This window comes from Nostoc sp. 'Peltigera membranacea cyanobiont' 210A, assembly GCF_002246015.1.
In the GTDB taxonomy this organism is placed as follows: Bacteria; Cyanobacteriota; Cyanobacteriia; order Cyanobacteriales; family Nostocaceae; genus Nostoc.
In genome coordinates this window covers 463754-489237 of the sequence record NZ_NOLJ01000004.1, presented here as the reverse complement: position 1 = coordinate 489237, position 25484 = coordinate 463754, and the positions used below count along the sequence as shown (strand labels likewise).

Annotated in this window: 21 protein-coding genes and 1 pseudogene; 14 read left to right on the top strand and 8 right to left on the bottom strand. The window is 41.5% G+C overall.

Annotated elements, in window-relative coordinates:
* Positions 1-24: 24 nt before the first annotated feature.
* Positions 25-849 carry a WecB/TagA/CpsF family glycosyltransferase gene (locus tag CDG76_RS15060; protein WP_094349791.1) on the top strand — a complete coding sequence of 275 codons (825 nt, stop codon included), beginning with the start codon at positions 25-27 and terminating at the stop codon, positions 847-849.
* 283 nt (positions 850-1132) lie between these two features.
* Here CDG76_RS15060 and CDG76_RS15055 read toward each other — a convergent pair whose 3' ends face one another.
* Positions 1133-2284, bottom strand: coding sequence for an endo-1,4-beta-xylanase (locus tag CDG76_RS15055; RefSeq protein ID WP_094349790.1), 1152 nt, complete (start codon positions 2282-2284; stop codon positions 1133-1135).
* A 258-nt stretch (positions 2285-2542) separates the two neighbouring features.
* Between CDG76_RS15055 and CDG76_RS15050 the strand changes: the two genes are divergently transcribed.
* The 5 genes from CDG76_RS15050 (at position 2543) to CDG76_RS15030 (ending at position 6974) form a co-directional block, all read left to right on the top strand.
* Entirely contained in the window at positions 2543-3160 is a 618-nt protein-coding gene (locus tag CDG76_RS15050; RefSeq protein WP_094349789.1) for a TetR/AcrR family transcriptional regulator, read from the top strand.
* A 142-nt stretch (positions 3161-3302) separates the two neighbouring features.
* A complete protein-coding gene (locus CDG76_RS15045) occupies positions 3303-4592 on the top strand; it encodes an ABC exporter membrane fusion protein (protein ID WP_094349788.1) in 1290 nt (429 codons plus the stop codon).
* Positions 4593-4647: 55 nt separating this feature from the next.
* Complete coding sequence (locus tag CDG76_RS15040) at positions 4648-4983, top strand: DUF2834 domain-containing protein (protein ID WP_094349787.1); 336 nt, start codon at positions 4648-4650, stop codon at positions 4981-4983.
* Between the two features lie 11 nt (positions 4984-4994).
* A complete protein-coding gene (devC, locus tag CDG76_RS15035; RefSeq protein ID WP_094349786.1) occupies positions 4995-6161 on the top strand; it encodes an ABC transporter permease DevC in 1167 nt (388 codons plus the stop codon).
* Between the two features lie 54 nt (positions 6162-6215).
* The gene (locus CDG76_RS15030; protein WP_094349785.1) at positions 6216-6974 is read left to right on the top strand and encodes a DevA family ABC transporter ATP-binding protein; all 759 of its coding nucleotides are present in this window, start codon (positions 6216-6218) and stop codon (positions 6972-6974) included.
* 88 nt (positions 6975-7062) lie between these two features.
* On the opposite strand, the gene CDG76_RS15025 is transcribed toward CDG76_RS15030, so the two are convergent.
* Positions 7063-7725, bottom strand: coding sequence for a GAP family protein (locus CDG76_RS15025; RefSeq protein ID WP_094349784.1), 663 nt, complete (start codon positions 7723-7725; stop codon positions 7063-7065).
* A gap of 569 nt (positions 7726-8294) precedes the next feature.
* On the opposite strand from CDG76_RS15025, the pseudogene nifJ reads away from it, so the two are divergent.
* From nifJ to CDG76_RS15015, 3 genes and pseudogenes are all read left to right on the top strand, one after another.
* Positions 8295-11943: pseudogene (nifJ, locus tag CDG76_RS15020) on the top strand (pyruvate:ferredoxin (flavodoxin) oxidoreductase).
* Positions 11944-12462: 519 nt separating this feature from the next.
* Entirely contained in the window at positions 12463-12600 is a 138-nt protein-coding gene (locus CDG76_RS37325; protein WP_190240858.1) for a hypothetical protein, read from the top strand.
* Between the two features lie 189 nt (positions 12601-12789).
* Positions 12790-14964, top strand: coding sequence for a beta strand repeat-containing protein (locus CDG76_RS15015; RefSeq protein WP_094349783.1), 2175 nt, complete (start codon positions 12790-12792; stop codon positions 14962-14964).
* Between the two features lie 90 nt (positions 14965-15054).
* Here the strand turns inward: CDG76_RS15015 and CDG76_RS15010 are convergent, their stop codons facing one another.
* Together CDG76_RS15010 and CDG76_RS15005 are read right to left on the bottom strand one after the other, a co-directional pair.
* Complete coding sequence (locus CDG76_RS15010) at positions 15055-15966, bottom strand: VOC family protein (RefSeq protein WP_094349782.1); 912 nt, start codon at positions 15964-15966, stop codon at positions 15055-15057.
* Positions 15967-16045: 79 nt separating this feature from the next.
* Positions 16046-17365 carry an acetyl ornithine aminotransferase family protein gene (locus CDG76_RS15005; RefSeq protein WP_094349781.1) on the bottom strand — a complete coding sequence of 440 codons (1320 nt, stop codon included), beginning with the start codon at positions 17363-17365 and terminating at the stop codon, positions 16046-16048.
* A gap of 322 nt (positions 17366-17687) precedes the next feature.
* Here CDG76_RS15005 and CDG76_RS15000 point away from each other — a divergent pair, with 322 nt between their 5' ends.
* From CDG76_RS15000 to CDG76_RS14985, 4 genes are all read left to right on the top strand, one after another.
* The gene (locus CDG76_RS15000; RefSeq protein ID WP_094349780.1) at positions 17688-18740 is read left to right on the top strand and encodes a serine/threonine protein kinase; all 1053 of its coding nucleotides are present in this window, start codon (positions 17688-17690) and stop codon (positions 18738-18740) included.
* A gap of 355 nt (positions 18741-19095) precedes the next feature.
* Positions 19096-20505: a serine/threonine-protein kinase gene (locus tag CDG76_RS14995; protein WP_143854093.1), complete on the top strand. Its 1410-nt coding sequence runs from the start codon at positions 19096-19098 to the stop codon at positions 20503-20505.
* A gap of 215 nt (positions 20506-20720) precedes the next feature.
* A complete protein-coding gene (locus CDG76_RS14990; protein ID WP_094349778.1) occupies positions 20721-20993 on the top strand; it encodes a DUF2281 domain-containing protein in 273 nt (90 codons plus the stop codon).
* A 2-nt stretch (positions 20994-20995) separates the two neighbouring features.
* Entirely contained in the window at positions 20996-21424 is a 429-nt protein-coding gene (locus CDG76_RS14985; RefSeq protein ID WP_094349777.1) for a type II toxin-antitoxin system VapC family toxin, read from the top strand.
* A gap of 169 nt (positions 21425-21593) precedes the next feature.
* Here the strand turns inward: CDG76_RS14985 and CDG76_RS14980 are convergent, their stop codons facing one another.
* The 4 genes from CDG76_RS14980 to CDG76_RS39085 all read right to left on the bottom strand — a co-directional run bounded on the left by CDG76_RS14980 (position 21594) and on the right by CDG76_RS39085 (position 23295).
* Entirely contained in the window at positions 21594-22181 is a 588-nt protein-coding gene (locus tag CDG76_RS14980; RefSeq protein WP_094349776.1) for a DUF2808 domain-containing protein, read from the bottom strand.
* A 23-nt stretch (positions 22182-22204) separates the two neighbouring features.
* Positions 22205-22642 carry a DoxX family protein gene (locus CDG76_RS14975; protein ID WP_094349775.1) on the bottom strand — a complete coding sequence of 146 codons (438 nt, stop codon included), beginning with the start codon at positions 22640-22642 and terminating at the stop codon, positions 22205-22207.
* Between the two features lie 84 nt (positions 22643-22726).
* The gene (locus CDG76_RS14970; RefSeq protein ID WP_094349774.1) at positions 22727-23092 is read right to left on the bottom strand and encodes a Spx/MgsR family RNA polymerase-binding regulatory protein; all 366 of its coding nucleotides are present in this window, start codon (positions 23090-23092) and stop codon (positions 22727-22729) included.
* Positions 23093-23169: 77 nt separating this feature from the next.
* Positions 23170-23295 carry a hypothetical protein gene (locus tag CDG76_RS39085; RefSeq protein WP_262984330.1) on the bottom strand — a complete coding sequence of 42 codons (126 nt, stop codon included), beginning with the start codon at positions 23293-23295 and terminating at the stop codon, positions 23170-23172.
* A gap of 7 nt (positions 23296-23302) precedes the next feature.
* Between CDG76_RS39085 and CDG76_RS14965 the strand changes: the two genes are divergently transcribed.
* Positions 23303-25477: a DEAD/DEAH box helicase gene (locus CDG76_RS14965; RefSeq protein WP_094349773.1), complete on the top strand. Its 2175-nt coding sequence runs from the start codon at positions 23303-23305 to the stop codon at positions 25475-25477.
* Positions 25478-25484 lie beyond the last annotated feature (7 nt).

Here is a 25484-nt window from a genome sequence, read left to right as displayed (position 1 = left end):
TATTTATCAAAAGAAAAATAAGATATGAAAAAGCGATTTTCTTATAAAATTATTGGTGCTAAAGTGGATGCACTCTCTATCCTTGACTTAAATTTATTGATTGAAGAATCTATTGATCGAGATGAAAAATGGATTATTGCTAATCACAACTTACATAGTCTTTATCTCTTCCATAACGATCCAAAAATGCAAGCTTTTTATGCGAAGGCAGAATATACCCATATTGATAGTATGCCTCTAGTGTTTCTTGGAAAGCTGTTGGGTTTTCCAATTAAACGGGAACAAAGAGTAACCTATGCTGATTGGGTATGGCCTCTGATGGCAGAAGCTGCTAGTAAAGGCTGGCGTGTATTCTATTTAGGTTCAAAGCCAGGAGTTGCTGAAAATGCAGCAAATATTTTATGCCAGAAATTTCCTAGTTTACAGATTGCTTGCGCTCATGGCTATATTGATATAAATAAAGATAGTCAAGAAAATCTTGCCACTGTGGCTGCAATTAATGCTTACAAACCCCATATATTAATGGTAGGGATGGGTATGCCACGCCAAGAGTATTGGATTTACGAAAATCTTGAACATATTCATGCCAACACTATTTTGACTAGTGGAGCCTGTATGGACTATATAGCAGGAGCAATACCTACTCCTCCTCGCTGGATGGGAAAGGTGGGGTTGGAATGGTTGTATCGCTTGTTCTCTGAACCAAAAAGACTTTGGAGACGTTACTTAGTTGAGCCTTGGTTTGTTGGCACCTTATTTTTGCGAGAAATTTGGAGTATTTCAAGTAAACGAAAAAAAAATAACCTGCTGGTATTTCTAAGTACGAAATTTCAAAAGTTCGTAGCTTGATCGAGTCTATCAGACTCTTACCAGTAGGTCGCTCAATTCGTCACGAATTTATGAAATGTTGTACTAAGATTTAATGATTAATTAGTCAGTAAGTCTTATTCAACTTTCATAATCGTGAATAACTAAAAATATCTCCATCTATTTTGCTTAGAATAATACTTAAAAATGCTATAGCAATTCCCGGCATAGTGAGATACATTTTCAAAACTGTTAAGCTTGGCAAACAAGATTTGGGTGTACCTCAGTTGCTAAGGAAACGCTATATTTATGCCTGGTTGGAGTATTAGGTTGATTCCTGAAAAGCCTGGGCTATAGCATTACGGGCTGGTTTAGATTGTAGGTTCTCATCGAAGGGAAGCGGACGTAGAAATTTCCAGAGACTTGGATTGTTTCTAAAGGTTTTTCTTGGCATCCATTCGGGATGACGTATCCAGGTATGGCGATCGGTAAGTCCCCATGTAATCACAGTATCAACTTTAGCTGCAAAGCACAGATCAAGATATCGCTTGTAACTATCGGCTACCATTTGGTCTAGGCTTTTGATACTATTGGGTAGTGGGGAATCAATGATAATATCTAATTCCGTAATTATTGGTTTCACTTCAAGATCGTTAAGCCGTTTTAAGACCGAATTAAATCCTTTCTCGTCAAAACCATAGGCAGTAGAAAACCATAGATGCGATTGGATACCTGCCCCGTCAATTTTTACACCACTATTCTTCAGATATTCGACCATTCTTAAGAAACGTTCTGATTTCCATGTGGTGCCTTCTATGCCAAAATCGTTTAGGTAAAATTTCTTGCTGCTATCAACTGAAGCGGCAATTAAAAACAAATCTCGAATCAATTCTGGTTTTACCCCTTTACGCAAACCGGTTGTTGCGTTATCAGTTTCATTTTCACTATCAGCGATGATTTCATTGGCAATATCCCAAGACTTTAAAACGGGACTATTGCGATAATGCCCCATGACTCCTTTAACATGGCGTTCGATCATCGTAGGTGTAGGTGGGTAAGGAACCCAGTCTGGGTTTCCCATGTGCCAGAAAAGGGTATGCCCGTGCAATTCTATCTTATGTTTTTCGCAGAAATCAGCGATCGCATCTGCTGACTCAAAGGTAAATAATCCTGGCTGTGGTTCAGTAGCGTTCCATTTTAATTCACCATTCGGTGTCACAATGGAACATTCACGAGCCATTAGGTTAGCGTAATCCTTTTCTTTTAGCAGAATATCACTAGCAATTGCTGCGCCATAACGCTTTCCTTTGGCGGCAGCTAATTGCCGAAGGGGAGAATTTGCATTTGTATAATTTGCTGCAAGAGAATTCCTGCTATGGTGTTCTTTTTGGTTATCCTTTTGTAAAAACCCCATAGTCAGTAAGGCAGAAAGGGTGGTATATCCTGCTCTTGTTAAAAATTTTCTCCGATAAGGCATAAATTACACTTAAATAAAAAACATATTGATTATTATTTTACTGTTATTCACCCAGTATTTACGTAGTTTTTCTCAAACTAAATCATAGCTTTATACTAAGTGGCAAGGATAAAGATTTATGGGTTATTACATCTAGCGCAAAACTAGGTTAAACTATAACGCATGTTCGATTTAAATCAATCAACTATGTTTTTACATCTCAATAATAAAGATGCTAAATTAATATATAACGATTGTTCGATATAGATAAGCCAAATCATGCCAAAGATTGTTGACCATGAGCAATACCGTAAAGAACTGCTCGACAAGTGCTTTGATTTATTTGCCCAAAAAGGCTATGCTTCCATCACTATGCGCCAAATCGCTGAAGAACTAAGAGTTTCTACTGGTACGTTGTACCACTATTTTTCTAGCAAACAAGCTCTATTTGAGCAATTGGCCCAAGAAATATGTGAGCAAGATTTAAGTACAGCATTAGCTGAACTAGAAGGAGCGCAGACGCTACAAGAATCAATGGAAGCATTAGGAAGATATCTAGTGAAAAACGAAGATTATTTCATTAAATGGACTTATATTTGGATTGATTTTTGCCAACACAAAGACTCTAAAGAAATGTTGAAAAATAGCATTTTTAAGCGGACTAATCAGCGTTATCAGGAGGCAGCCTGCGATTTTTTGGGTATTCAAGATCCGGTATTGGCTTCCTTTGTCTTGAGCTTTGTAAACGGTTTAATTTTGGAGAAGTTATGGGGTGATGAAACAATTGATTTTATTGAACAATGTGCGTTGTTAGGCAAAATACTGACGGTATACTTGCCGCAACATCAATCGGAAACAAAAACTACAACGGGCTTTATATCAGGTTTAGAGAGCTAGATTATTTACCTCATGCTTGTTGCCAAATACTGTACGTATAACAAACATTAATTATTTATATTTTAGTAAAAATGGTATCCAATTTTTACTAAATCTAACTCATTTAATCTAGAGAAAATAATTTTTTAGGAGAGCAAAATAGATGGTTCAAAAGCTGTCAGAGAAAGCTTCCAATAAAGGGTTAATTGCATTAGTAATTGCAGTTACTGCTATTACAGGTGGAATTGTTGTTTATGGGATTTCTCAGTTTGGCAAAATAAACCAGACTGTAACATCTGAGCCAGTTGAAAGCACGCCCAACATTCAAAAAGTGGCTGCATTAGGACGACTAGAACCGGAAGCTGAGGTAATTAGCTTGTTTGCGCCCTTAGCATTGGATGGCGATCGCATTGCCAAAATCCTAGTCAAAGAGGGCGATCGCGTTCAAGCCGGACAGATGGTGGCAATTTTAGACGCCCGCGATCGCTTACAAACTGCTGTACTACAAGCCCAACAACAAGTTAGAGTTGCTCAAGCTAAACTCGCTCAAGTTGAAGCTGGAGCAAAAGTAGGAGAAATTAACGCCCAGCAGGCAAGCGTTGAACGCCTCCAGGCTCAATCCCAAGGAGACAAAACAGCGCAACAGGAAGCGATATTTCGCATAGAGGCACAGTGGTCAGGAGACAGAATCGCGCAAGAGGCAACCATTAAGAAGCTAGAGGCAGAACTCAAAAATGCCGAAGCCGAATATCAACGTTATCAGCAGCTCTATTCTCAAGGCGCAGTTTCTAATTCTTTGTACGATAGCAAAGGTTTGACTGTAGAAACTGCCAAACAGCAAGTAGACGAAGCCAAAGCAGTTCTCAACCGGATTAACACCACTGCTAGCAAACAATTATCTGAAGCCAAAGCAGCACTCGCCCGTACTAATGCCACTGGTAGCAAGCAAGTCAGTGAAGCCAAAGCCACGCTTACCAGTATTGCAGAAGTCCGACCTGTAGATGTAGCCGCAGCCCAGACAGAAGTTGAAAATGCGATCGCCACACTCAAACACGCCCAAACCGAGTTGGCGGGTGCTTACATCAAAGCACCGATGGCGGGACAGATCATCAAAATTCATACGCGAGTGGGAGAAAAAATTAGTGCTTCTGGCATTGCAGACTTAGCTCAAACAGATCAGATGATGGCAGTAGCAGAAGTTTATCAAACTGACATCGGTAAAGTGAAATTAGGACAACAGGCAGTGATTAGCAGTCAGGCATTTGCTGGTGAACTGCGAGGAACCGTTGCCCAAATTGGCTTGCAGGTTAATAGACAAAACGTTTTCAGCAACCAGCCAGGGGAAAACCTTGATAGCCGAGTAGTTGAGGTGAAAATTCGTCTCAATCCTCAAGACAGCAAGCGAGTTGCAGGTTTCACTAACTTACAGGTACAGACAGCGATTGAAATATAGAGTTGTTGTTTGTTGTCTCGTGTATTACAGCATTTTATATAAGGTGAGTTAAATCATGATTAAAATCGTATACCTTCTGCTTTGTGTACTTGGCTTCGTTCTACCTTACTTCCAGTTTGTTCCATTTATCTTAGGGCATGGTCTTGATATAAAGCTGTTTTTTGAACAACTCTTTGCCAACAAAATTTCTGGTTTTTTTGGTATGGATGTTATTGTTTCATCGCTAGTCTTGTGGACATTTGTATTTTGGGAAGGGACACGTCTGAAAATGCAAAATATCTGGGTTTACATTGTTTGTAATCTTTTGGTTGGTGTGTCTTTAGGTCTTCCGTTATTTCTTTTCATGCGAGAGCGCAAGCTAGAACAGCAAGCTGAAACACTGGGTTATTAAGGTCTTTTAATATGTTTTCTAAACTATTTCGCAAAACACCGCTGGCATGGCGGCAGTTAATGAAAGAAAAAACCCGTCTGGCTGTTGCAGTCGCAGGTATTACCTTTGCCGATATGCTGATGTTTATCCAGTTGGGATTTGAAAGTGCGCTTTTTGATGCTGCTGTGAAACCTCATCGTAATTTACAGGCAGATTTGGTTTTAATTAATCCCCAATTTCAAACTTTATTTTCTGTAAAAAACTTTTCCAGAGAGCGACTATATCAAACATTAGGTTATGAAGGTGTGCAGTCAGTTAATTCTGTCTACATTAGCACCGGACAGTGGCGAAATCCTGAAACTCGTCTTGAACGGGCCATTTTAGTTTGGGGTGTTGATCCGGTACAACCCGCATTCAAATCGCCCGAAATTAACCAAAATCAGGATCACCTTAAACAGTTGTATCAAGTTCTGTTTGACCAAGCAGGTCGTCCAGAATACGGCACAGTTGCCGATATCTTTAAGAAAACAGGTAAATTTGACACGGAACTGAATAGTAAAGCCGTCTTTGTTAAGGGCTTGTTTACTGATGGTGCTTCCTTTGCTGCCGATGGAAATGTGATCACCAGTGACTCTACTTTTCTCCAGCTATTTCCAGAACGTAAACCCGATCGCATCGAAGTTGGGTTAATTACGCTTAAACCAGATGCCGATCCTGAAAAAGTGCGATCGCAACTTGTTAACGGATTACCTCAAGATGTCAGAGTCCTGACTCCAGAGGAATTTGCCAAAGTGGAGAGAACTTACTGGGAAGAAGGTACTGGCATTGGTTTCATTTTCGGTTTAGGTACTGGAGTTGGCTTTATTGTTGGCATCGTGATTGTCTACCAAATCCTTTACTCTGATGTTTCTGACCACTTGCCAGAATACGCCACCCTGAAAGCAATGGGATATACCGATAACTATCTCTTGGGAGTTTTAATTCAAGAAGCATTGTTATTAGCTGTTTTAGGTTTTCTGCCTGGATTCTTCCTTTCTTTTGGGTTGTATCAAGTCACCTACGCTGCGACGATGCTTCCTATTTTTATGAAAATGGAACGGGCAATACAGGTTTGGATTTTGACTGTGATCATGTGTAGCGTTTCTGGTGCGATCGCAATGCGGAAGTTACGAGCTGCTGACCCTGCCGATGTTTTTTAGTTTTCAGGAGTTAAGAATTATCTCCCTCATCTCCCCAATGCCCTATAAAATCCTATGTTGCAAAAATCTCTACCAGTAAATTCCAATTCAACACTTTCTGATTCAGAACCAGTGATTTCTGTTAGCAACCTTAACCATTACTTTGGTGAAGGTGGGCTTCGCAAACAAGTATTATTCGATATTAATTTAGAGATTAACGCTGGTGAAATCGTTATCATGACTGGCCCCTCTGGATCGGGGAAAACCACCTTGTTAACCTTAATGGGTGGATTACGTTCTGCTCAAGAAGGTAGTCTCAAAATCTTAGGGGAGGAAATTTGTGGTGCGAAAAAGCAGCAGTTAACTAAGCTACGCCGTCAGATTGGCTATATTTTTCAAGCGCATAACTTGATGACTTTTTTGACAGCGAGAGAAAACGTGCGGATGTCTTTAGAGTTGCACGACGATTTTCTCAATCAGGATATTAACGCCAAAGCGATCGCTATTTTGGAAACTGTCGGTTTAGGAGATCGTGTAAATTATTACCCAGAGAAACTATCTGGAGGACAAAAACAACGGGTTGCGATCGCTCGTGCTTTAGTTAGCCATCCTAAGATTGTCTTAGCAGATGAACCCACTGCTGCACTCGACAAAAAATCTGGGCGCGATGTTGTGGAAATAATGCAGAAGCTAGCTAAAGAACAAGGTTGCACGATTTTGCTAGTTACCCACGATAACCGCATCCTCGATATTGCCGATCGCATCATTTATATGGAAGATGGTCAGTTGAAGACTGATAGCACAGAATCTACACTACAAGCTACCAATTCGTAATTCGTCTTTTTCTTAGTAGTATTCCCAATAGAGGTTTATCTTTGGTTAAACTTTATGGCAGCAATGCAAAAAACTGAGATGAGATAAACTATGCTCTGACAAAAAACTGAATGAGACTGTTGACAATAAAGAAAACCCCAATCCCACTCACAAGAAAGGGTAAGATTTTGCTTACCAAACTATTTATTCTATAATAAAATTTTTCTAAATAACTAATAGCCTTGTCATTTAACACTAGATAGATAGCAACCATTATCAATAATGGCAAGATAAAAATTAAATCGTATAATGTCCAAATTAATATAAATACTGGGATTGAAAGATGGGCATCATTCATTTGCTTAAGGGCAGCAATATGAGGCAATGCAGTTGGAGTTTCTACGGCGACAATGGTAAAACCTAAGAGAAAAGTTTGCAGTGGCTTGAGTGAATGAGGCTGTACAGCTTTTGTAGAAGGCTTAAAAATTTTTGGTGCGTTATATCCGACAATCAATAGTCCTATTCCGGTAATGAATTGCAATACATAAATACTCTCACCAACATAATTTAAAACTTCTTGAATTACTTGTCTCAGACCCCAAGCAATTAACAGTCCTGAAATCAAAAGTCCAACATATTCCCCAAGGGTAAAAGCTAATACACGGATAACAGGCTTCGGCGTACTCAGTAGATAAATTTGTACTGCAAAGCCATTAGGATTAATACTACCAAATACTGAGATTGCTGCCAGAGAAAGTAAAAAAGAGGTCATACTTGAATAGCAAATTGGTTTTGAGTTTTGTTAGTCAATCTTAAGTAGGAGAGGCAGAATAAGCTACCTCTCATTCTGTTTGTCCTACAATAATTTTATTTTTACTTTAGAAATGACCTTTGACGGTTAAATAAAATATATCAGAGATTCCCGACCCTACACCCCACAAAAAATAATAAATTGCCTTAAAGTCTTATCAAATAGAGATTTTGATTGTTGAGTACATTATTAATACATATTAATAGATCCAGCATTACAGATGAGATATTAATAGATGCAGTATTGGTTGAAAGTTAACTTAAGAGCTACAAGTCCATCAATAACTATTCTTTAAATGCGGAGCAAATCCTACCGTTAAATATTCAATGCAGAGAATAAGTAGGTAGACATAATTAAATATAAAAAAACTCTTAGTTTGTAGTGAGCGATTTATCGCTCAGAGCAAAGGTTATCAGGACTAAAGTCCTTACTACAAACTTTAATTATCACTTTCTAATTCTGGCTATTTCTGATTCTTACATTCACGTGTTCTGATAATGCAGTTTAGAGGCGGGGACAAAAATCAAGTTATGAACAAAACCTTTGCAACTATCGATGGGAATGAAGCTGTCGCCCGTGTTGCTTACAAATTAAATGAAGTGATTGCCATTTATCCGATCACCCCCTCTTCAGCAATGGGTGAATGGGCAGATGCTTGGTCGGCAGAAGGTCGTCCTAATCTCTGGGGTACTATTCCTAGCGTCGTGCAGATGCAGAGCGAAGGGGGAGCTGCTGGTGCTGTGCATGGGGCATTGCAAACAGGTTCTCTGAGTACAACCTTCACGGCATCTCAGGGATTATTGTTGATGATACCCAATTTCTACAAAATTGCTGGTGAGTTGACTAGCGCTGTGGTTCACGTTGCCGCCCGTTCCTTGGCTACCCATGCCTTATCAATTTTTGGCGACCATAGCGATGTGATGGCAGCTCGTGCAACTGGTTTCGCCCTGCTGTGTTCGGCTTCGGTGCAGGAAAGTCAAGATTTTGCTCTCATTGCCCATGCTGCTACCCTAGAGACGCGAGTCTCGTTTATGCATTTCTTTGATGGCTTCCGCACCTCCCATGAAGTGCAGAAAGTCAAATTGCTGTCAGATGACGATTTGCGATCGCTAATCCACGATAACCTAATACTCGCCCATCGCAGCCGCGCCCTCACCCCAGATCGTCCCGTATTGCGGGGGACTGCTCAAAACCCCGATGTCTACTTCCAAGGACGTGAAGGCGCTAACCCTTATTACAACGCTTGTCCAGAAATTGTCCAGCGGATCATGGATGAATTTGGAGAACGCACGGGAAGGCATTATAAAATCTATGAATATTACGGCGCTAACGATGCCGATCGCGTTATTGTTCTTATGGGTTCAGGTTGTGAAACCGTCCATGAAACAGTCGATTACCTGAACGCCCGTGGTGAAAAACTTGGTGTAGTGAAAGTGCGACTTTACCGCCCCTTTGATGTCCAAAGGTTTGTTGCAGTATTACCCACTAGTGTAAAAGCGATCGCAGTTCTCGATCGCACCAAAGAAGCAGGTAGCGCCGGTGAGCCTTTGTATTTAGATGTTGTGGCTGCTATTCATGAAGCGTGGGGAGAAGAGGTAGGGGAGCAGGGAGCAGGGACTAGAGGGGAGGATCTTCTCCCCNCATACTTGCATAATGGTGTTAATTCTGCCCCCCGCCCCTCTGCCTAAAATCATCGGTGGTCGTTACGGTCTTTCGTCCAAAGAATTTACCCCGGCAATGGTGAAGGGCGTTTTTGACAATCTTGCCCAAGCTAAACCAAAAAATCACTTTACAATTGGGATTAATGACGACGTTAGTCATACTTCTTTGAGCTTTGACCCTAATTTCTCTACAGAATCGGATAATGTTGTCAGGGCAATGTTCTATGGATTAGGCGCTGATGGCACTGTTGGCGCTAACAAAAACTCCATCAAGATTATTGGTGAGGAAACTGACAATTACGCCCAAGGCTACTTTGTCTTTGACTCCAAAAAATCTGGTTCAATGACTGTCTCTCATCTCCGCTTCGGTAAAAAGCCAATTCGCTCTACCTACCTAATTGACCAAGCTAACTTTATTGGTTGTCATCACTGGGGATTTCTAGAACGCATAGATGTTTTGAAGGCTGCTATTCCTGGGGCGACTTTGCTGCTTAACAGTCCATACAATGCAGATACGGTTTGGGAATATCTGCCGTTGAAGGTGCAACAGCAAATTATCGACAAGCATTTGAAGTTATACGTAATCAATGCTAGCCAGGTTGCCCGTGAAAGTGGTATGGGTGGCAGAATTAACACCATTATGCAAGTATGCTTTTTTGCCTTAGCGGGAGTCTTGCCGCAAGAAGAAGCGATCGCTAAAATCAAACAAGCGATTGACAAGACTTATGGTAAAAAAGGTGTAGAAATTGTCCGCATGAACTTGCAAGCTGTAGACAACACCTTAGACAACTTGCATAAAGTAGATGTCCCACGAACAATCCCCATTCCTAACTCCTCACTCCTAACTCCCTACTCTCCTCTTAACTCCGCTCCCGAATTTGTGCGGGAAGTTCTGGGTAAAATCATGGTATGGGAAGGTGATGACTTACCTGTTAGCAGACTACCAGTTGATGGCACCTTTCCTGTAGGTACTGCCAAATGGGAAAAACGAAACGTTGCCGAAGAGATACCTGTGTGGGAACCGGATGTCTGCGTTCAATGTGGTAAGTGCGTCATGGTTTGTCCCCACAGTGCCATCCGTGCTAAGGCTTATCAAGCCGATGAGTTAGTTAATGCACCAGCAACCTTTAAGTCAACGGGTGCAAAAGATAAAGACTTTGCCAATCAAAAATTTACCATTCAAGTCGCCCCAGAAGATTGCACGGGATGCACGATTTGTGTAAATATTTGCCCTGCTAAAGATAAATCTGAGCCATCGCTGAAAGCAATTAATATGGCACAGCAACCCCCTTTGCAAGAGCAAGAGCGGAAAAACTGGGATTTCTTTTTGAGTTTACCTAATCCTGACAGGCGATCGCTAAAATTAAATCAGATTCGCCAACAACAACTGCAAGAACCTTTATTTGAATTCTCTGGTGCTTGTGCAGGTTGTGGTGAAACACCTTACTTGAAATTATTAACACAATTGTTTGGCGATCGCGCCGTCATCGCCAATGCTACAGGTTGTTCTTCAATATATGGTGGTAATCTCCCCACAACTCCTTGGACAACCAACGCCCAAGGACGCGGCCCCGCATGGTCTAATAATCTATTTGAAGATAACGCCGAATTTGGTTTTGGCTTCCGCCTCTCCCTTGACAAACAAGCTGAGTTTGCAGCAGAATTGTTGCAACAATTGGGGAGTGAAATAGATGAAAACCTTGTCTACTCCATCCTGAAAGCTGAACAAAAATCCGAAGCTGACATTTGGGAACAGCGCGAAAGGATAGAACTGTTGCAGCAGAAGTTAGATGAAATTGTCACTTTCGACCCCAGTCTAAAATCTAAAATCCAAAATCTCAAATCCCTTGCCGATTACTTGGTGAGAAAAAGCGTCTGGATTGTTGGGGGTGACGGTTGGGCTTATGATATTGACTTTGGCGGTATCGATCATGTAATTGCTAGTGGTCGGAATGTCAACATCTTGGTGATGGATACAGAAGTGTATTCTAATACAGGCGGTCAATCTTCCAAAGCCACGCCACGAGCCGCAGTTGCAAAATATGCCGCCAGTGGTAAGCCCGCACCAAAGAAAGACTTAGGGATGATTGCCATGACTTACGGAAATGTCTACGTAGCGAGTGTAGCCCTTGGTGCTAGAGATGAACATACCCTGAAAGCATTTTTGGAAGCAGAAGCTTATGATGGCCCATCACTGATTATTGCTTACAGCCATTGCATCGCCCACGGCATCAACATGACCACAGGGATGAATCATCAGAAAACTCTGGTAGAATCAGGTCGTTGGTTGCTGTATCGGCATAATCCAGAGTTGCTTAACCAGGGTAAGAATCCATTGCAATTAGATATGCGATCGCCTACGCAATCTGTAGAACATTCGATGTATCAAGAAAATCGCTTCAAGATGCTCACCAAGAGCAAACCCGATGTTGCCAAGCACTTGTTAGAACAAGCCCAAGCTGAGGTAAATGCACGTTGGCAGATGTACCAATATCTGGCAAAGCGCGATAGTGTCTGAACATTAGCCCTGATTTTAGTTATGAACATTGCGACTTGAGTAACCCATATCATGTCCGCCAAGTTACCCATAATAAAACAACCCCACCCCCAACCCGCTTGCAGGGTGGGGTTCTTCGGCTTTAATAAGCAATCAAGCGGACATAATATCAAGTCGCAATTTTTGTTAAGCTAACGCGCCTACATATTGCACAAACTCCGTGTAGACCGTCATTAGTCATTTGTGTTTACCAAGGACAAAGGACAAATGACAACCTCACCAGTTGATGTGCAATCTTATTTGCGTAACAGCTTACAACATACCATTTTTGTAACTTAAATCGTTATTTTTGTTACAAAATAATCATTTTGGTTACTCAAATAATTCTTTTTGTTACAAACATTATAATTTTGGTTATTAAATAACCATTGTGGTTATTTAAATCATTATTTTCGTTACAAACATCATAATTTTCGTTACAAAATAATCATTTTGGTGACTAAAGTCGTTATTTTTGTTACTAAAGCTGCGATCTAAGTTGTGTTTTTCCGGGTTTTACCTGGAAACGAGATTTCTCAAACAACTTTAGCGATCGCACCAACCGATCAAACCACCAAAGATCAACTCTGCGCTACGAGGTGCTACGGGAATTATGGAGTATTGGTATTGGGTCGTTAATCGAGTTCTTCACTAGGGATGGATGAGATCGGGAGAGAGGTTTAGGGCGTACCTATTTTGGAATGCTTTGTAAAAAAGTGGGATGTTTTGTATAAACCATTGATTTATCTTTTTCCAAGTTGATATATTAACTACGCAGTCAATAACTAATCAATAACTATTTAATAACTATATTTGGGAGAGGTGATTATGGCTAATTCATTATTCAATTTCCTTAACCTCTCTGATTTGAATGATACTAATGGCTTTATAATTAACGGCATTGCACAAAATGATGGCTCAGGCATCTCAGTCAGCAATGGGGGGGACATCAACGGTGATGGCATTGACGACCTGATTATTGGGGCACCAAGTGCCTCCCCCAACGGCACCCTAAGTGCTGGGCAAAGCTATGTAGTGTTTGGGGGGAGGAATCTGGGCACTGGCGGCACCCTCAACCTCTCTGATTTGAATGGCACTAATGGCTTTTTAATTAACGGCATTGCAGCAGGTGACTCTTCAGGCTTCTCAGTCAGCAATGGGGGGGACATCAACGGTGATGGCATTGACGACCTGATTATTGGGGCAGTAAATGCCTCCCGCAACGGCATCACATTTGTTGGGCAAAGCTATGTAGTGTTTGGGGGGAGGAATCTGGGCACTGGCGGCACCCTCAACCTCTCTGATTTGAATGGCACTAATGGCTTTTTTATTAACGGCATTGCAGAACGTGACTACTCAGGCATCTCAGTCAGCAATGGGGGGGACATCAACGGTGATGGCATTGACGACCTGATTATTGGGGCACAAGGTGTCTCCCCCAACGGCATCGTTGGGGCTGGACAAAGCTATGTAGTGTTTGGGGGGAGGAATCTGGGCAGTGGCGGCAGCCTCAAACCCTCTGATTTGAATGGCACTAATGGCTTTTTAATTAACGGCATTGGTGGCTACTCAGGCTTCTCAGTCAGCAATGAGGGGGACATCAACGGTGATGGTATTGACGACCTGATTATTGGGGCATCTAATGCCAACCCCAACGGCAACTATAATGCTGGGCAAAGCTATGTAGTGTTTGGGGGGAGAAATCTGGGCAGTGGCGGCAGCCTCAACATCTCTGATTTGAATGGCACTAATGGCTTTTTAATTAACGGCATTGCAGGATATGACCGATCGGGCTTCTCAGTCAGTAATGGGGGGGACATCAACGGTGATGGCATTGACGACCTGATTATTGGGGCACCTTATGCCTCCCCCAACGGCAACACCCGTAGTGCTGGACAAAGCTATGTAGTGTTTGGGGGGAAGAACATCGGCAGTGGCGGCACCCCTGGTAAGCTGACTGGAACTCCTGGTGCAGATAGCTTCTTTGGCAGACCTAGCAACAACATCAATGGGTTAACTGCTAACGATACCCTGACAGGCAACGGTGGTCAAGATAAGTTTGTATTTCATTCTGGCGATCGCAATGACATTATCACCGATTTTGGTGGCTTAGGTAAAGGCTCAATCCCATCAGCAGCAATAACTGCCAATGTTGATACACTGAAATTTATCGGTTCGGGCTTAACTGCCCGAAATCTGCAATTAACTCAAAAAGGCAACAACTTAGAAGTCACCTTTGAAAATGTGGCTAACACCAAAGTCCAATTGCAAAACTTCCTCTTAGAAAACCTGGATAACCTGCCAGCAACTTCTTCAAGACCTGCACTCGGTAATATTCTGTTTGATGGACAAAACAGTATCGCTGATAGCTTTGATGTGATTAATGCCAACTCCACTCAAACTAGCATTTTCAACAGAAATACTGTCACCTTCCTCAATGACTTAAACAATAACATCACGGGTTTTGATAACTCCAATGATGTGATTAATGGTCAAGGGGGTAACGATACCATCAATGGTTTGAGTGGCAATGACCTGCTACGTGGTGGCACTGGCAATGATATTCTCATCGGTGGTGCTGGTAATGATACCCTTGCCGGTGGTGCGGGTGCTGACAGATTTCTTTACAATACCAATGCTGCCTTTACCCTGACTGCTGTTGGTGTAGATGCCATTAGTGACTTTAACAGTTCCCAAGGTGACAAGATAATCTTAGATAAGACTACCTTTAATGCGTTCCCGCTTCTCCTGTCTGAGACGCTACGCGAACGGGTTGCCGTAGGCATCGCTTCTACTGCCGGAACAAGTTTTAGTAACGCCAGTGATTTTAAAATCACAACTTCCGGTGAAACTAGCACGGCAAAAATAGTCTATGACGCTGTGAGTGGGCAGTTGTTCTACAACCAAAATGGCAGCGCGGCTGGTTTTGGCAGTGGTGGTCTATTTGCAACTCTAACTGGTGCGCCAACTCTCACGGCATCAGATTTTGTTTTGCAGGCATAGTTTGTCCAAAACACGCTGTTCCAAGCTTAAAGTTTCATGTTTCAAGCTTGGAACACGGAACTGAATCTTTTACTAACAACTCTGGGCTATTTAGTATAGACGAGTCATTTCAAACAATTGCTGGGCATTACTTCCTAAAAAAGCATCGAAAAGTATCTCCTTTCCAGGTTCCACATCTATTAGATAGCGCTGGGCAATTTCATAATAGGCATAAGTCCAAGGGATTTGAATTTCTGCGCCACTGTTATCATCTAACACTGTCACCATTTCTGTTACTGCTTGAGTTGCAGTTTGCCGCAAACCACAAGCAACATTTCCCTCTATCTCCGCTTTCATTGGTACACCCAGGTTAGTCAAAGCGCTGGCGGTAGTATCAATGTCTGGATATTCTGGAGTATTCTGGCCGTTGACGTAGCCTGTAAAGTGGTTGACAGCATATCCGTGCAGCAACACCCAAGCCCCATACTGAGTAACTTGATTCACCTCTTCGACAACAGAACGTTGGGGAGGTAGCCAAGGGCGGGTAAAGACTTGCTGGAGTTGTTTGACGATGGTTTCAATATTCGTGTCTTTTTGTAGCAGAGTAAGGGGTGAGGTCAGTTCCTTTGGGATTGAAGATACTGTTTTAGAGATGAGTTGAGCAATATTGCTAGGCAATTCATCGACAATCAACTCACTGATAAACAGCTTGGGTAAGTTAAATTCCTCTTGCTGCGGATGACGATAATGACGGGCGTACAAATGAGTTTGAGCAAAGGTATACTCTCCAGCCGCCACATAACCTAAAGCTTCTGCAAGTTGTGCGAGATAGTCAATTCCTAAGTTAACTTGACCTTGTGGAGTATCTACTAATAAACGCAAAGACCGAAAGGCGATGTGGTCGTTGGCGACAGTGCCACCCGCAGCAGTAATCATTTGCTGGTAGGTACGAGCATGATTGACCCTGGCGCTATATTCTTGCCAAAGTAATTTCCATAAATTAAGGGCTATTTTATTTGTCATTTGTCATTTGTCATTTGTCATTTGTCATTTGTCATTGGACATTAAGCACTGGTTATTTCTCCCTGTTCCCCCTAATATTTTAAGAACTTAGAATTTCGCTGATAATCTGAAGGGCAATTTGAATTTGGTCGCTGTCGATAACTAGAGGGGGACAGAAACGAATTGCTGCTTTACCGCAACCTAGCAATAATAAACCGCGTAAAAAAGCTTCTTGAATAATGCGATCGCGCAATTTATGATCGAGATTACCCTGTTCATCTAATAAATCTACCGCTACCATCAAACCCTTACCTCGTGGCGGCGATACTCTCGGAAATCTTTGATGCAACTGTGTAAGACTAGTTTGTAATAATTCGCCCATCTGGGTAGCGTTGCTCATCAAACCACTTTCCAGCAATCGCAGTGTGGCAATACCAGCAGCACAAGCTACGGGATTACCGCCAAATGTAGTAGCGTGAGAACCGGGAGGCCAAGTCATTAACTCTGGTCTAGCTAGTATCGCTCCTAACGGCATACCACTGGCGATACCTTTAGCAGTGGTAATGATATCAGGCATCACACCCCAATGCTCGATCGCAAATAAGCGACCAGTCCGCCCCATCCCCGCTTGCACTTCATCCACTACCATCAGAATACCGTGGCGATCGCATATCTCCCGAATCCGTTCCAAAAAACCATCTTCAGGGACGATATACCCACCCTCTCCTTGAATCGCTTCGACGACGATCGCCGCTACTTCTTGCGGTGGTAAAATTGTGCAAAATAACTGTTGTTCCAGATAATCTAAGCTGGCGTGAGTGCCATAGGGGATATGAGTAACGCCAGGAACTAAAGGCCCAAAGTTAGCTCGTTGCACTGCTTTGGAACCAGTCAGAGACATTGCCCCATAAGTGCGTCCGTGAAATGCACCTAAGAAGGCTACGATTAGCGATCGCTTGGTGTAATATCGAGCTAGTTTGATTGCTCCTTCGTTAGATTCTGCCCCGGAATTAGTGAAAAATATCTTTGCAGGAAACGCAGTATTACTATGTGGCTGGGGAAAGGGGGCGCGAATTGCTAATTGTTCCGCTAGTTCCACCATCGGCTCATAATAAAAATCCGTCCCTGACATGTGCAACAGACGCGCCGACTGTTCTTGAATTGCCTTGACCACTTCTGGGTGAGCGTGTCCGGTGGCGGTAACGGCAATACCTGCGGTCATATCCAAAAATACATTGCCATCCACATCTTCCACCATACAGCCCTGACCGCGAGATACAACTAACGGGTAATCACGGGTATAAGAAGGAGAAGTTACGGCGCGATCGCGTTGTACAATTGCTTGAGCGCGAGGCCCAGGTAAGGAAGTTATTAAATGGGGTGTACGAGGTAAATTTAAGTTAATAGGTATACTTAACATTATTTTTTCAATTTTTTAAAGATTACTGATGATTAAACGCTAAAGCTCGATTGGTTACAGTAGCATTTGATGCCATTGATGTAGAAATTACGCATTTACCGAAAAAGCTTCACAGTAAAGATTTTCGTATTTTGTAAGACTTTGCCCGTTTTTATAACACAACTTCTGCGATCGCGTCATATTACATTTTTTGAAGCATAACAGCTTTACTATTAGATGTCAGGGTGCAAGCTACAGAACATTTGTTGAGAGAATCTGTATTACATCTACAGGAGAATGGCTATATGCAAAAATTAATAAAAGTCTCTGAGATAATCAATCAATGAGTTGGGCACTTGGACAAAAGTTACACCGAGATCGGTATGAAATTAAGCAACAGTTAGGACAGGGGAACTTCGCTATTACTTATCTTGCTGAGGATCGGGATGGCAAGAATGTTGTAATTAAAATATTGGATTATAATTCGCTGAATCAATTAACTAACAAAGACCGCGAGCGCTTAAAATCAGGTTTTGTAGATGAATCCCGCAAACTAGAAAAATGCAAACATCCGAATATTGTCCAAGTCATTGATACCTTCGAGGAAGGTAATTTAAAATGCATGGTCATGGAGTATATTCAAGGAGATAATTTAGCCAAAATTGTCCAACCACGAGGATTTCTCCCTGAAAAAGAGGCTTTAGATTACATTCAACAAATTGGGAAAGCACTCATCGTAGTGCATGAACAAGAATTTTTACATCGAAATGTGAAACCAGCAAATATCATTTTGCGGGCGGGTACGCATCAGGTTGTTTTGATAAACTTCGACTTAGCACGAAGATTTGTTGATAACCCAGTGTCAAGTCGCGGTAACTTGGTTGACAAATTTACACCAATTGAACTGTATTCCAAGTCTCCTAGACAACAGGCGCGGCGTAAACTTTCGACTGATACTGATATTTATTCTCTTGCGGCAACTTTATATTATTTATTAACAGGAAAACTGCCAGAAAGTGCTATTGAGCGCCAAGATAACAATAAGCGTTTAATTCCACCTAAAGAATTGAATGATAAGATTAGCGATCGCGTCAATCAAGCCATTCTCCACGCAACGGAACTACAACCTGACAAGCGTCCCGAAACAGTAGAAGACTGGTTAAAGGAATTGGGTTTAAACACAGCAAGTCTTTCTCTTCCCAAACTTCTTTGGGCACAACCTCTGTGGGCACGCATATTAGAGATTATGGGTGTAATAGCATTATTTGCAGCCTTGATATCAGGAGTCAAAGACGGCACAGATTTATTCAAAGATTGGTTCCCAGACAAATCAGCACCTACCAATCCCCCAACACAACAAACGCCATCATCTTCCGCTAAACCACAAAATAGGTAATAGGCTAGACTTACGCAAAAGTTAGTTTTAGAGTCGCATTAGTAGCTTTTGCGACTCCAATAGTTGATTTTCAAGTCGCATTAGTAGCTTTTGCGACTCTAATAGTTGGTTTTCAAGCCGCATTAGTTGCTTTTGCGACTCCAATAGTTGGTTTTCAAGCCGCATTAGTTGCTTTTGCGACTCCAAAAGTTAGTTTTCAAGTCACATTAGTTGCTTTTGCGACTCCAATAGTTGGTTCAGCAGTAGCCAGAAGACCTCAACCTTTCTCTCTGCGCCGGTCACTGAGCGTAGTCGAAGTGCTGCGCCTCTGCGTGAGCTTATTCAGCAACGCCAACCACGATAACTCACAAAAAGCGTGTCACAATCAACATTAGCCATTAATAAATCTGGGCGTATGTTCTGGCAAGACGGACAGCTAATATACAACGGCAAATACAAAATAGAAAAATACTTGGGTGGTGGTGGTTTTGCGCTTACCTACCAAGCAATGCATACCAAGCTAAACCGCCGAGTCGCGATCAAAACCCCTAACATCAGCGTTCAACGAGATCCAGACTATCCCAAGTATGTAGAACGCTTCAAAAAAGAAGCACAGATGCTGGCAATGTGTTGTACAGAGTCACATCCTCATATTGTGCAAGTATTTGACTTTTTTCAAGAAGATGGTCGCTACTGCTTAGAAATGCAATATATAGCAGGCGAGAGTTTATGGGAATACGTGCAACGCCAAGGGAAATTACCCGAAACTGAAGCTATAAAATACATCCGCCAAATGGGTTTAGCCTTGGTAGATGTACATAAAAAAGGAGTTTTACATCTTGATGTCACTCCTCACAATATTATGCTCAACTTTAATTCAGGGATTCCTAACTCTGGCAAAGCCGTGTTGATAGATTTTGGTATTGCCGGCGATATGTCCTCACCGAGTACCCTGTCTAGGTCTTTTGGTAACAAAGCATTCGCACCTTATGAGTTAATACACAAAGGAATCCGTCACCCAACAGTTGATATCTACTGTTTAGCTGGATCGTTGTACTATGCCATTACTGGACAACGCCCCACCAATTCTTTTAACCGTAAGTATGAACAAGAGGAATTAGTACCACCAAAGCAACTTGTCCCTAGTCTGAGTGATGCTGTGAATGAAGCGATTCTGCAAGGCATGGCATTAGAGGCAAAAGATCGGCCCCAGACAATGGAAGAGTGGTTGAATTTACTCTCCTTATCGCAAGCTAATTTAACAGAAGTGATATTAGCTTCAGATGTGGGGGTAGATTACCAAAATCTAGAAAATTTGCTCAAAGCGGGTCAATGGAAAGCAGCAGACCAAGAAACCACCAAAGTCATGCTGAAGGTAGCCAAAAGAGAACAGCAAGGCTGGCTTAATTATGAATCCATTGAAAATTTTCCCTGCACAGACTTACGCACAATTGACCAATTGTGGGTAAAATACAGCAAAGGTCATTTTGGCTTTAGCGTACAAAAACGCATTTGGCTAAAATGCGGTGGCAATATTTTAAAGTATGATTATGAAACGGAGTGTCTTTTGGGCGATCGCTTAGGCTGGCGCAAAAACGGAATGTGGCTAGAGGAACGTGATCGGGGCTTACAGGAATACTTCTCCTTTCAAGACTACCCAGAGGGGCATCTACCTACACGAAAACGCACCTTCCATCCACATGATTCGGAATTTCACGATTACGGGATTTACGACAGACGAAATTACCAATTGTTCTTCTCTCGCGTCCAGACTTGTAAATTGTAATCTATAAAGGCTTTCGAGATTTGTAAAACTTTGTGAACAAGATATATTCCACGAAGCCTTGCGGGTTCTAGCTTTTCGTTACCTGGCACTGTTTAGATAGGCGACGCACTAAGGCGCACGCTTGGCAAACACAAAAAGCCGAAATCAATATTTCAACATTAGATAATATATAAATCAATACCCAGTTTTTCAACCTTGTAAACACAGGGCCAATAATGACTACTAAGGAACAAATTAATCAAGAACTAGAAAAATTACCTGAACCCTTATTACAGGAAATTTTAGATTTTGTGCAATTTTTGCAAGCTAAACATCAAACACACAGCATATCTTCAGATAGCCAATCTGCTCAGATGCTTGCAACAGAGCATACCTTAACAGGTTCTACTGCTGAAGATTTGTTAGAATTTGTGGGCAGTTGGGAAGGTTCAGATATTAGAGAATGCTTGCAACTAGTTCATGACAGTCGGATGCCTCTAGAATTTTAATTATGTATCTGTTAGATACTAATCACTGTTCCTTCTTGATGGAAGGTGTGCCTAGCGTTGTAAATCACTTGCGATCGCTTGATCAGGTACAATTAGCAACCAGTGTTATTGTTGCTGGTGAGTTGCACTTTATGGCACAAAACTCACATCAAAAAGCTGCTAATTTAATAAAAATTAATGCATTTCTCAAACGAATTAACCTATACGGGATAGACAAAGAAACAACAGAAATCTACGGTGATTTTAAATCAGAAATTATCAAACAATTCGGCCCAAAAGAAAAAAATAAACGTAAAACAACCAAACTAAATACCATAGGCATTAGTGAAAATGACCTCTGGATAGCTGCTACAGTTTTACGTCATTCATTGACTCTTGTTTCATCTGATAGCGACTTTGAGCGAATGCGACAAGTAAGAGAAATTTCTTGATAAAGTTGGGTGTAAATTAAACAGGGTAAAAAAACAGCTAATTTACATCTACTCAATTTCTCCACACATCTCACAAATATTTCCACACCCATTCCCAACGCCGTACTTGTAGAAAATATTCCCCATTCCCCATACTTCGACTGCGCTCAGTACAAGTTCCCCATTCCCTCTATCGAAACCACCAACTTCCTCTATTGCTGTAAAACTGAAACCGTCCAAAGCCAAGAAATTGACCGTGAGATTTCTCACCCACAGGGAATGCTGTAACACCCAATAAGTAAACACCAGAAAAGCTTGGATTACTTACAGGGCGCAGGGCGATGGTAATTGTCTGTCCTGGAGTCACAGGTGGGTCAAAGTTTACGATAACCGTGCGTGTCTTGCGGTCGTTTGTGACTGAGCCTAGCTTCAGTTGCGTTTCTTTGCGTAGGCATAGCCCGCCGCAGGCATCGCGTGTTCCGACAAATGCACGGGTATCATCAAGATTGTAGCGGATATTTTCTGCTCCCTCTTTTTGTGCGATCGTTACCTTCTGAAGGGATTCTCCAGCATTCTCCGGCACATTGATGGTGAAATAGTAAGTTCCGCCCCAAACATTCACATCTTTGTAAGTAGTTGTCGCTTCAACAAGTTTCGGCGGTTGGACAAAATAGACTAGGCCATCTCTAAGCTGCACAGCTTGAGTCACCGGCACAGTAACTCCTCCAATGCCTATTGCTAATGAGAGTGTTATTCCAAACAAAGTTGCAACGCGCATGATTCAGATATAAAAAAACGCACTTATTTTGATTCTAGTTCTTTAGGAATCAGTGACTTGGGAATGATAGAAGCTTGTTTTTGCCCAACTGAAGATTTCGTGTACCACCAAGCCCAAGCAATTAGAACAGCTTGAAAGGGAAGTCTAACTACGTGTACCCAAGGTGAGTTTGGTATATGTTCTAGCTGAATGTGATTAACTGCCATATTGATATTGGCTGGGAAAACCGCAATAAAAAGAGCAATAAGTCCCCAAGCAGCAGCTTGACTTACAGGCGGAACTAATAACCCAATACCACCCAAAATTTCATAAAAGCCACTGAGATAAACTAATCCTAAAGGATAAGGAAGTTGCGGCGGCATAATTTTGACAAACGGTAGTGGAATAACAAAGTGTGTCACTCCAACCACAATGATCGATATAGCAAGGACGACACGTAATATTTCCTTATACTTCTTCATGGTTTTTGCCTCATTATATACTTGCCCCTACTACTTCAGTTTGACTGAGGGGTGTTATTCTGCTGTCATACTAGCTATCCTTAATTACCTGTTGCTAACACTATCTAATTTTTCTCGAACTATTCCCTCATTTCTAAAGCCAACCAGCACCGCTGTTCCATCTTTGACGAAAAGTGGACGTTTGAGCAGCATCGCGTCGTGAGTAAATGCATCAACCCACTGTTCATCAGCCCAAATCTTCTTTTCATCTCCTAAAGCGCGGTAGGATTGACCGGAGGTGTTTCGCATGGGAGCAAAACCCAAAGACTTTACCCAGTTTTGAATCATCTTACGAGTCGGCGGAGTATCTTTGATGTTGATAAATTCATAGTCAATGTTGTTGTGTTGGAGCCACATCAAAGCTTTTTTGCAAGTGCTGCAATTAGGAATTCCGTAGACTTGAATAGACATAAAATAATTAAGCAACAATCTCCATATATGACATAGTAGGTGGAATTTCTGCCACCAATGCTCTTATCGTTGAATCTCTATAGCAGAAATTTAAGGGTAGCGATCGCTAAAAGCGATCGGTAATTCCAAGCATGGAAGTGGTTGATCCATGATTCGAGGGTTCTGAAATACCAAGGAGTAGTTTTACTAACACTTTTATCCATAAAAAATATGAGCGATGCCTTTAACCGACTTGCACCCTTCATCCAAGAATATATTTATCATCACCAGTGGACTGAATTACGACCAGTTCAAATTGCCGCTTGTCAAGTTATATTTGACACTGATGCTCACTTGCTAGTTACTGCTGCAACTGCTGCGGGTAAAACAGAAGCAGCTTTTTTACCAGTTTTGACTCTATTACATGAAAACCCTGCTGCCACAATTGGCGCATTATACATTAGTCCAATCAAAGCTTTAATTAACGATCAATTTGAGCGTCTCAACGACTTACTCAAAGAAGCAGATATTCCAGTTTGGCACTGGCACGGCGATGTTTCGCAAACTAGAAAAAACAAGCTTTTAAAGAATCCGCAAGGCATTCTCCAAATTACCCCAGAATCTCTAGAAAGTTTGTTAATTAATAAAAATCAAGACCTACCTCGCTTATTTGGTGATTTAAGGTTTGTCATCATTGATGAAATTCACGCCTTTATGGGTTCAGAACGCGGTTGCCAAATTATTTGCCAATTACAACGTTTAGCAAAGTTGACACAAAAACAACCGCGTCGTATTGGTTTATCAGCAACTCTTGGTGATTACTCAATAGCTGAAAATTGGCTGCGATCGGGAACAGATAAGCCAGTAATTACACCAAAAATTGATGGTATAAAACGCCAAATAAAACTAGCTGTAGAACATTTTTATATTACTGATGAAGTAGATGAATCACAGGCGACAGCTGATGAACAATATATTTTCAACCTCAGCAAGTCTCGCAAATGCCTGATATTTGCTAATAATCGCACTCGTACCGAATCTGTAATTGCATCTTTGCGGCAAATTGCGACAAAACAAGGACTACCAGATATATATCATGTGCATCATGGGAGTATATCTGCTAGTTTGCGGCAAGCTGCTGAAAATGCGATGCGTGAACCTAACAATCCAGCTGTTACTGCCGCTACTTTGACTCTAGAATTAGGAATAGATATCGGTCATTTAGAGCGAGTGATTCAGTTAGAATCGCCCTTGTCTGTAGCTAGCTTTTTACAGCGTTTGGGACGCAGTGGTAGAAGAGGTGAAGCTGCTGATATGCGCTTTGTATGCGCTGAAGATAAGCCATTATTAGAAGCTTCTCTGCCAGAACAAATCCCCTGGCAACTTTTACAGTGTATTGCAATAATTCAACTTTATTTAGAGGAACAATGGATTGAACCAATTAGAGCAATTAAATATCCTTTGAGTTTGCTTTATCACCAAACAATGAGTATTTTAACAGCAGGAGGAGAAATTTCAGCTAATGCCCTAGCTAAACAAATTTTTAGCCTGCCGCCCTTTGCTGCGATTTCCAAAGAGGATTTACAACTATTACTACACTATTTAATTGATATTGGTCATATTCAGCATACTGAACAAGGTAAATTAATCCTGGGGTTGGCAGGAGAAAAGATAGTGAGAAAATTTCAGTTTTATGCTGTCTTTGCCGAACAGCAAGAATATATTGTTAAGCAAGGTACAACAGAAATTGGCAGTATTGTCACGCCACTTCCTGTTGGTAATCAATTTGCTTTAGCTGGCAGAAGTTGGGAAGTCGTAGAAGTTGACTTTAAAAAGAAGGTTATTTTTGTTAAACAAGCTGAGGGTAAATCTAGTATTTATTGGCGTGGTGGTGGTGGAACTATTCATACCAAAGTTTTACAACGAATGCAGCAAATCTTATTTGATAATATCGAGTATAGTTTCTTACAAAAAAATGCTTTGCAACGGTTACGTCAAGTTCGGCAATTGGCGCAGCAAGTTGGATTAGATAAGCAGAATATTTTGCAATTAGAAAAAGGTAAATGCTGTATTTTTCCTTGGATGGGTACGGTTGCTTATCGCACCTTAGAAAGATTACTCAACTCATACTGTCGGGAATCGTTGGAAATTACAAGTATTGGTGGAGTAAATCCCTATTATTTGACAATTAAATTAGGCAAGGAAAAATTTAAATATCTTTATCGTGAAATTACTTCATTATGTGAACAAAGAATTACTTCAGAAGATTTAGTCAGTGCTTCAGAAGCACCAGAACTTCAAAAATATGATGGTTTTATTCCTCATCCACTTTTATGGAAAGCTTTTGCTAACGATTATTTGGATATGACGGAACTGAAACAGAAAGTGGCAATGTGGAGAGAATAAAAAGATA

Excerpts from the sequence above, each read along its gene's own strand:
- CDG76_RS15060 (WP_094349791.1), top strand. The coding sequence starts at position 25 with ATGAAAAAGCGATTTTCTTATAAAATTATTGGTGCTAAAGTGGATGCA.
- CDG76_RS15055 (WP_094349790.1), bottom strand. The coding sequence starts at position 2,284 with ATGCCTTATCGGAGAAAATTTTTAACAAGAGCAGGATATACCACCCTT.
- CDG76_RS15050 (WP_094349789.1), top strand. The coding sequence starts at position 2,543 with ATGCCAAAGATTGTTGACCATGAGCAATACCGTAAAGAACTGCTCGAC.
- CDG76_RS15045 (WP_094349788.1), top strand. The coding sequence starts at position 3,303 with ATGGTTCAAAAGCTGTCAGAGAAAGCTTCCAATAAAGGGTTAATTGCA.
- CDG76_RS15040 (WP_094349787.1), top strand. The coding sequence starts at position 4,648 with ATGATTAAAATCGTATACCTTCTGCTTTGTGTACTTGGCTTCGTTCTA.
- devC (WP_094349786.1), top strand. The coding sequence starts at position 4,995 with ATGTTTTCTAAACTATTTCGCAAAACACCGCTGGCATGGCGGCAGTTA.
- CDG76_RS15030 (WP_094349785.1), top strand. The coding sequence starts at position 6,216 with ATGTTGCAAAAATCTCTACCAGTAAATTCCAATTCAACACTTTCTGAT.
- CDG76_RS15025 (WP_094349784.1), bottom strand. The coding sequence starts at position 7,725 with ATGACCTCTTTTTTACTTTCTCTGGCAGCAATCTCAGTATTTGGTAGT.
- CDG76_RS15015 (WP_094349783.1), top strand. The coding sequence starts at position 12,790 with ATGGCTAATTCATTATTCAATTTCCTTAACCTCTCTGATTTGAATGAT.
- CDG76_RS15010 (WP_094349782.1), bottom strand. The coding sequence starts at position 15,966 with ATGACAAATAAAATAGCCCTTAATTTATGGAAATTACTTTGGCAAGAA.
- CDG76_RS15005 (WP_094349781.1), bottom strand. The coding sequence starts at position 17,365 with ATGTTAAGTATACCTATTAACTTAAATTTACCTCGTACACCCCATTTA.
- CDG76_RS15000 (WP_094349780.1), top strand. The coding sequence starts at position 17,688 with ATGAGTTGGGCACTTGGACAAAAGTTACACCGAGATCGGTATGAAATT.
- CDG76_RS14990 (WP_094349778.1), top strand. The coding sequence starts at position 20,721 with ATGACTACTAAGGAACAAATTAATCAAGAACTAGAAAAATTACCTGAA.
- CDG76_RS14985 (WP_094349777.1), top strand. The coding sequence starts at position 20,996 with ATGTATCTGTTAGATACTAATCACTGTTCCTTCTTGATGGAAGGTGTG.
- CDG76_RS14980 (WP_094349776.1), bottom strand. The coding sequence starts at position 22,181 with ATGCGCGTTGCAACTTTGTTTGGAATAACACTCTCATTAGCAATAGGC.
- CDG76_RS14975 (WP_094349775.1), bottom strand. The coding sequence starts at position 22,642 with ATGAAGAAGTATAAGGAAATATTACGTGTCGTCCTTGCTATATCGATC.
- CDG76_RS14970 (WP_094349774.1), bottom strand. The coding sequence starts at position 23,092 with ATGTCTATTCAAGTCTACGGAATTCCTAATTGCAGCACTTGCAAAAAA.
- CDG76_RS39085 (WP_262984330.1), bottom strand. The coding sequence starts at position 23,295 with ATGGATAAAAGTGTTAGTAAAACTACTCCTTGGTATTTCAGAACCCTC.
- CDG76_RS14965 (WP_094349773.1), top strand. The coding sequence starts at position 23,303 with ATGAGCGATGCCTTTAACCGACTTGCACCCTTCATCCAAGAATATATT.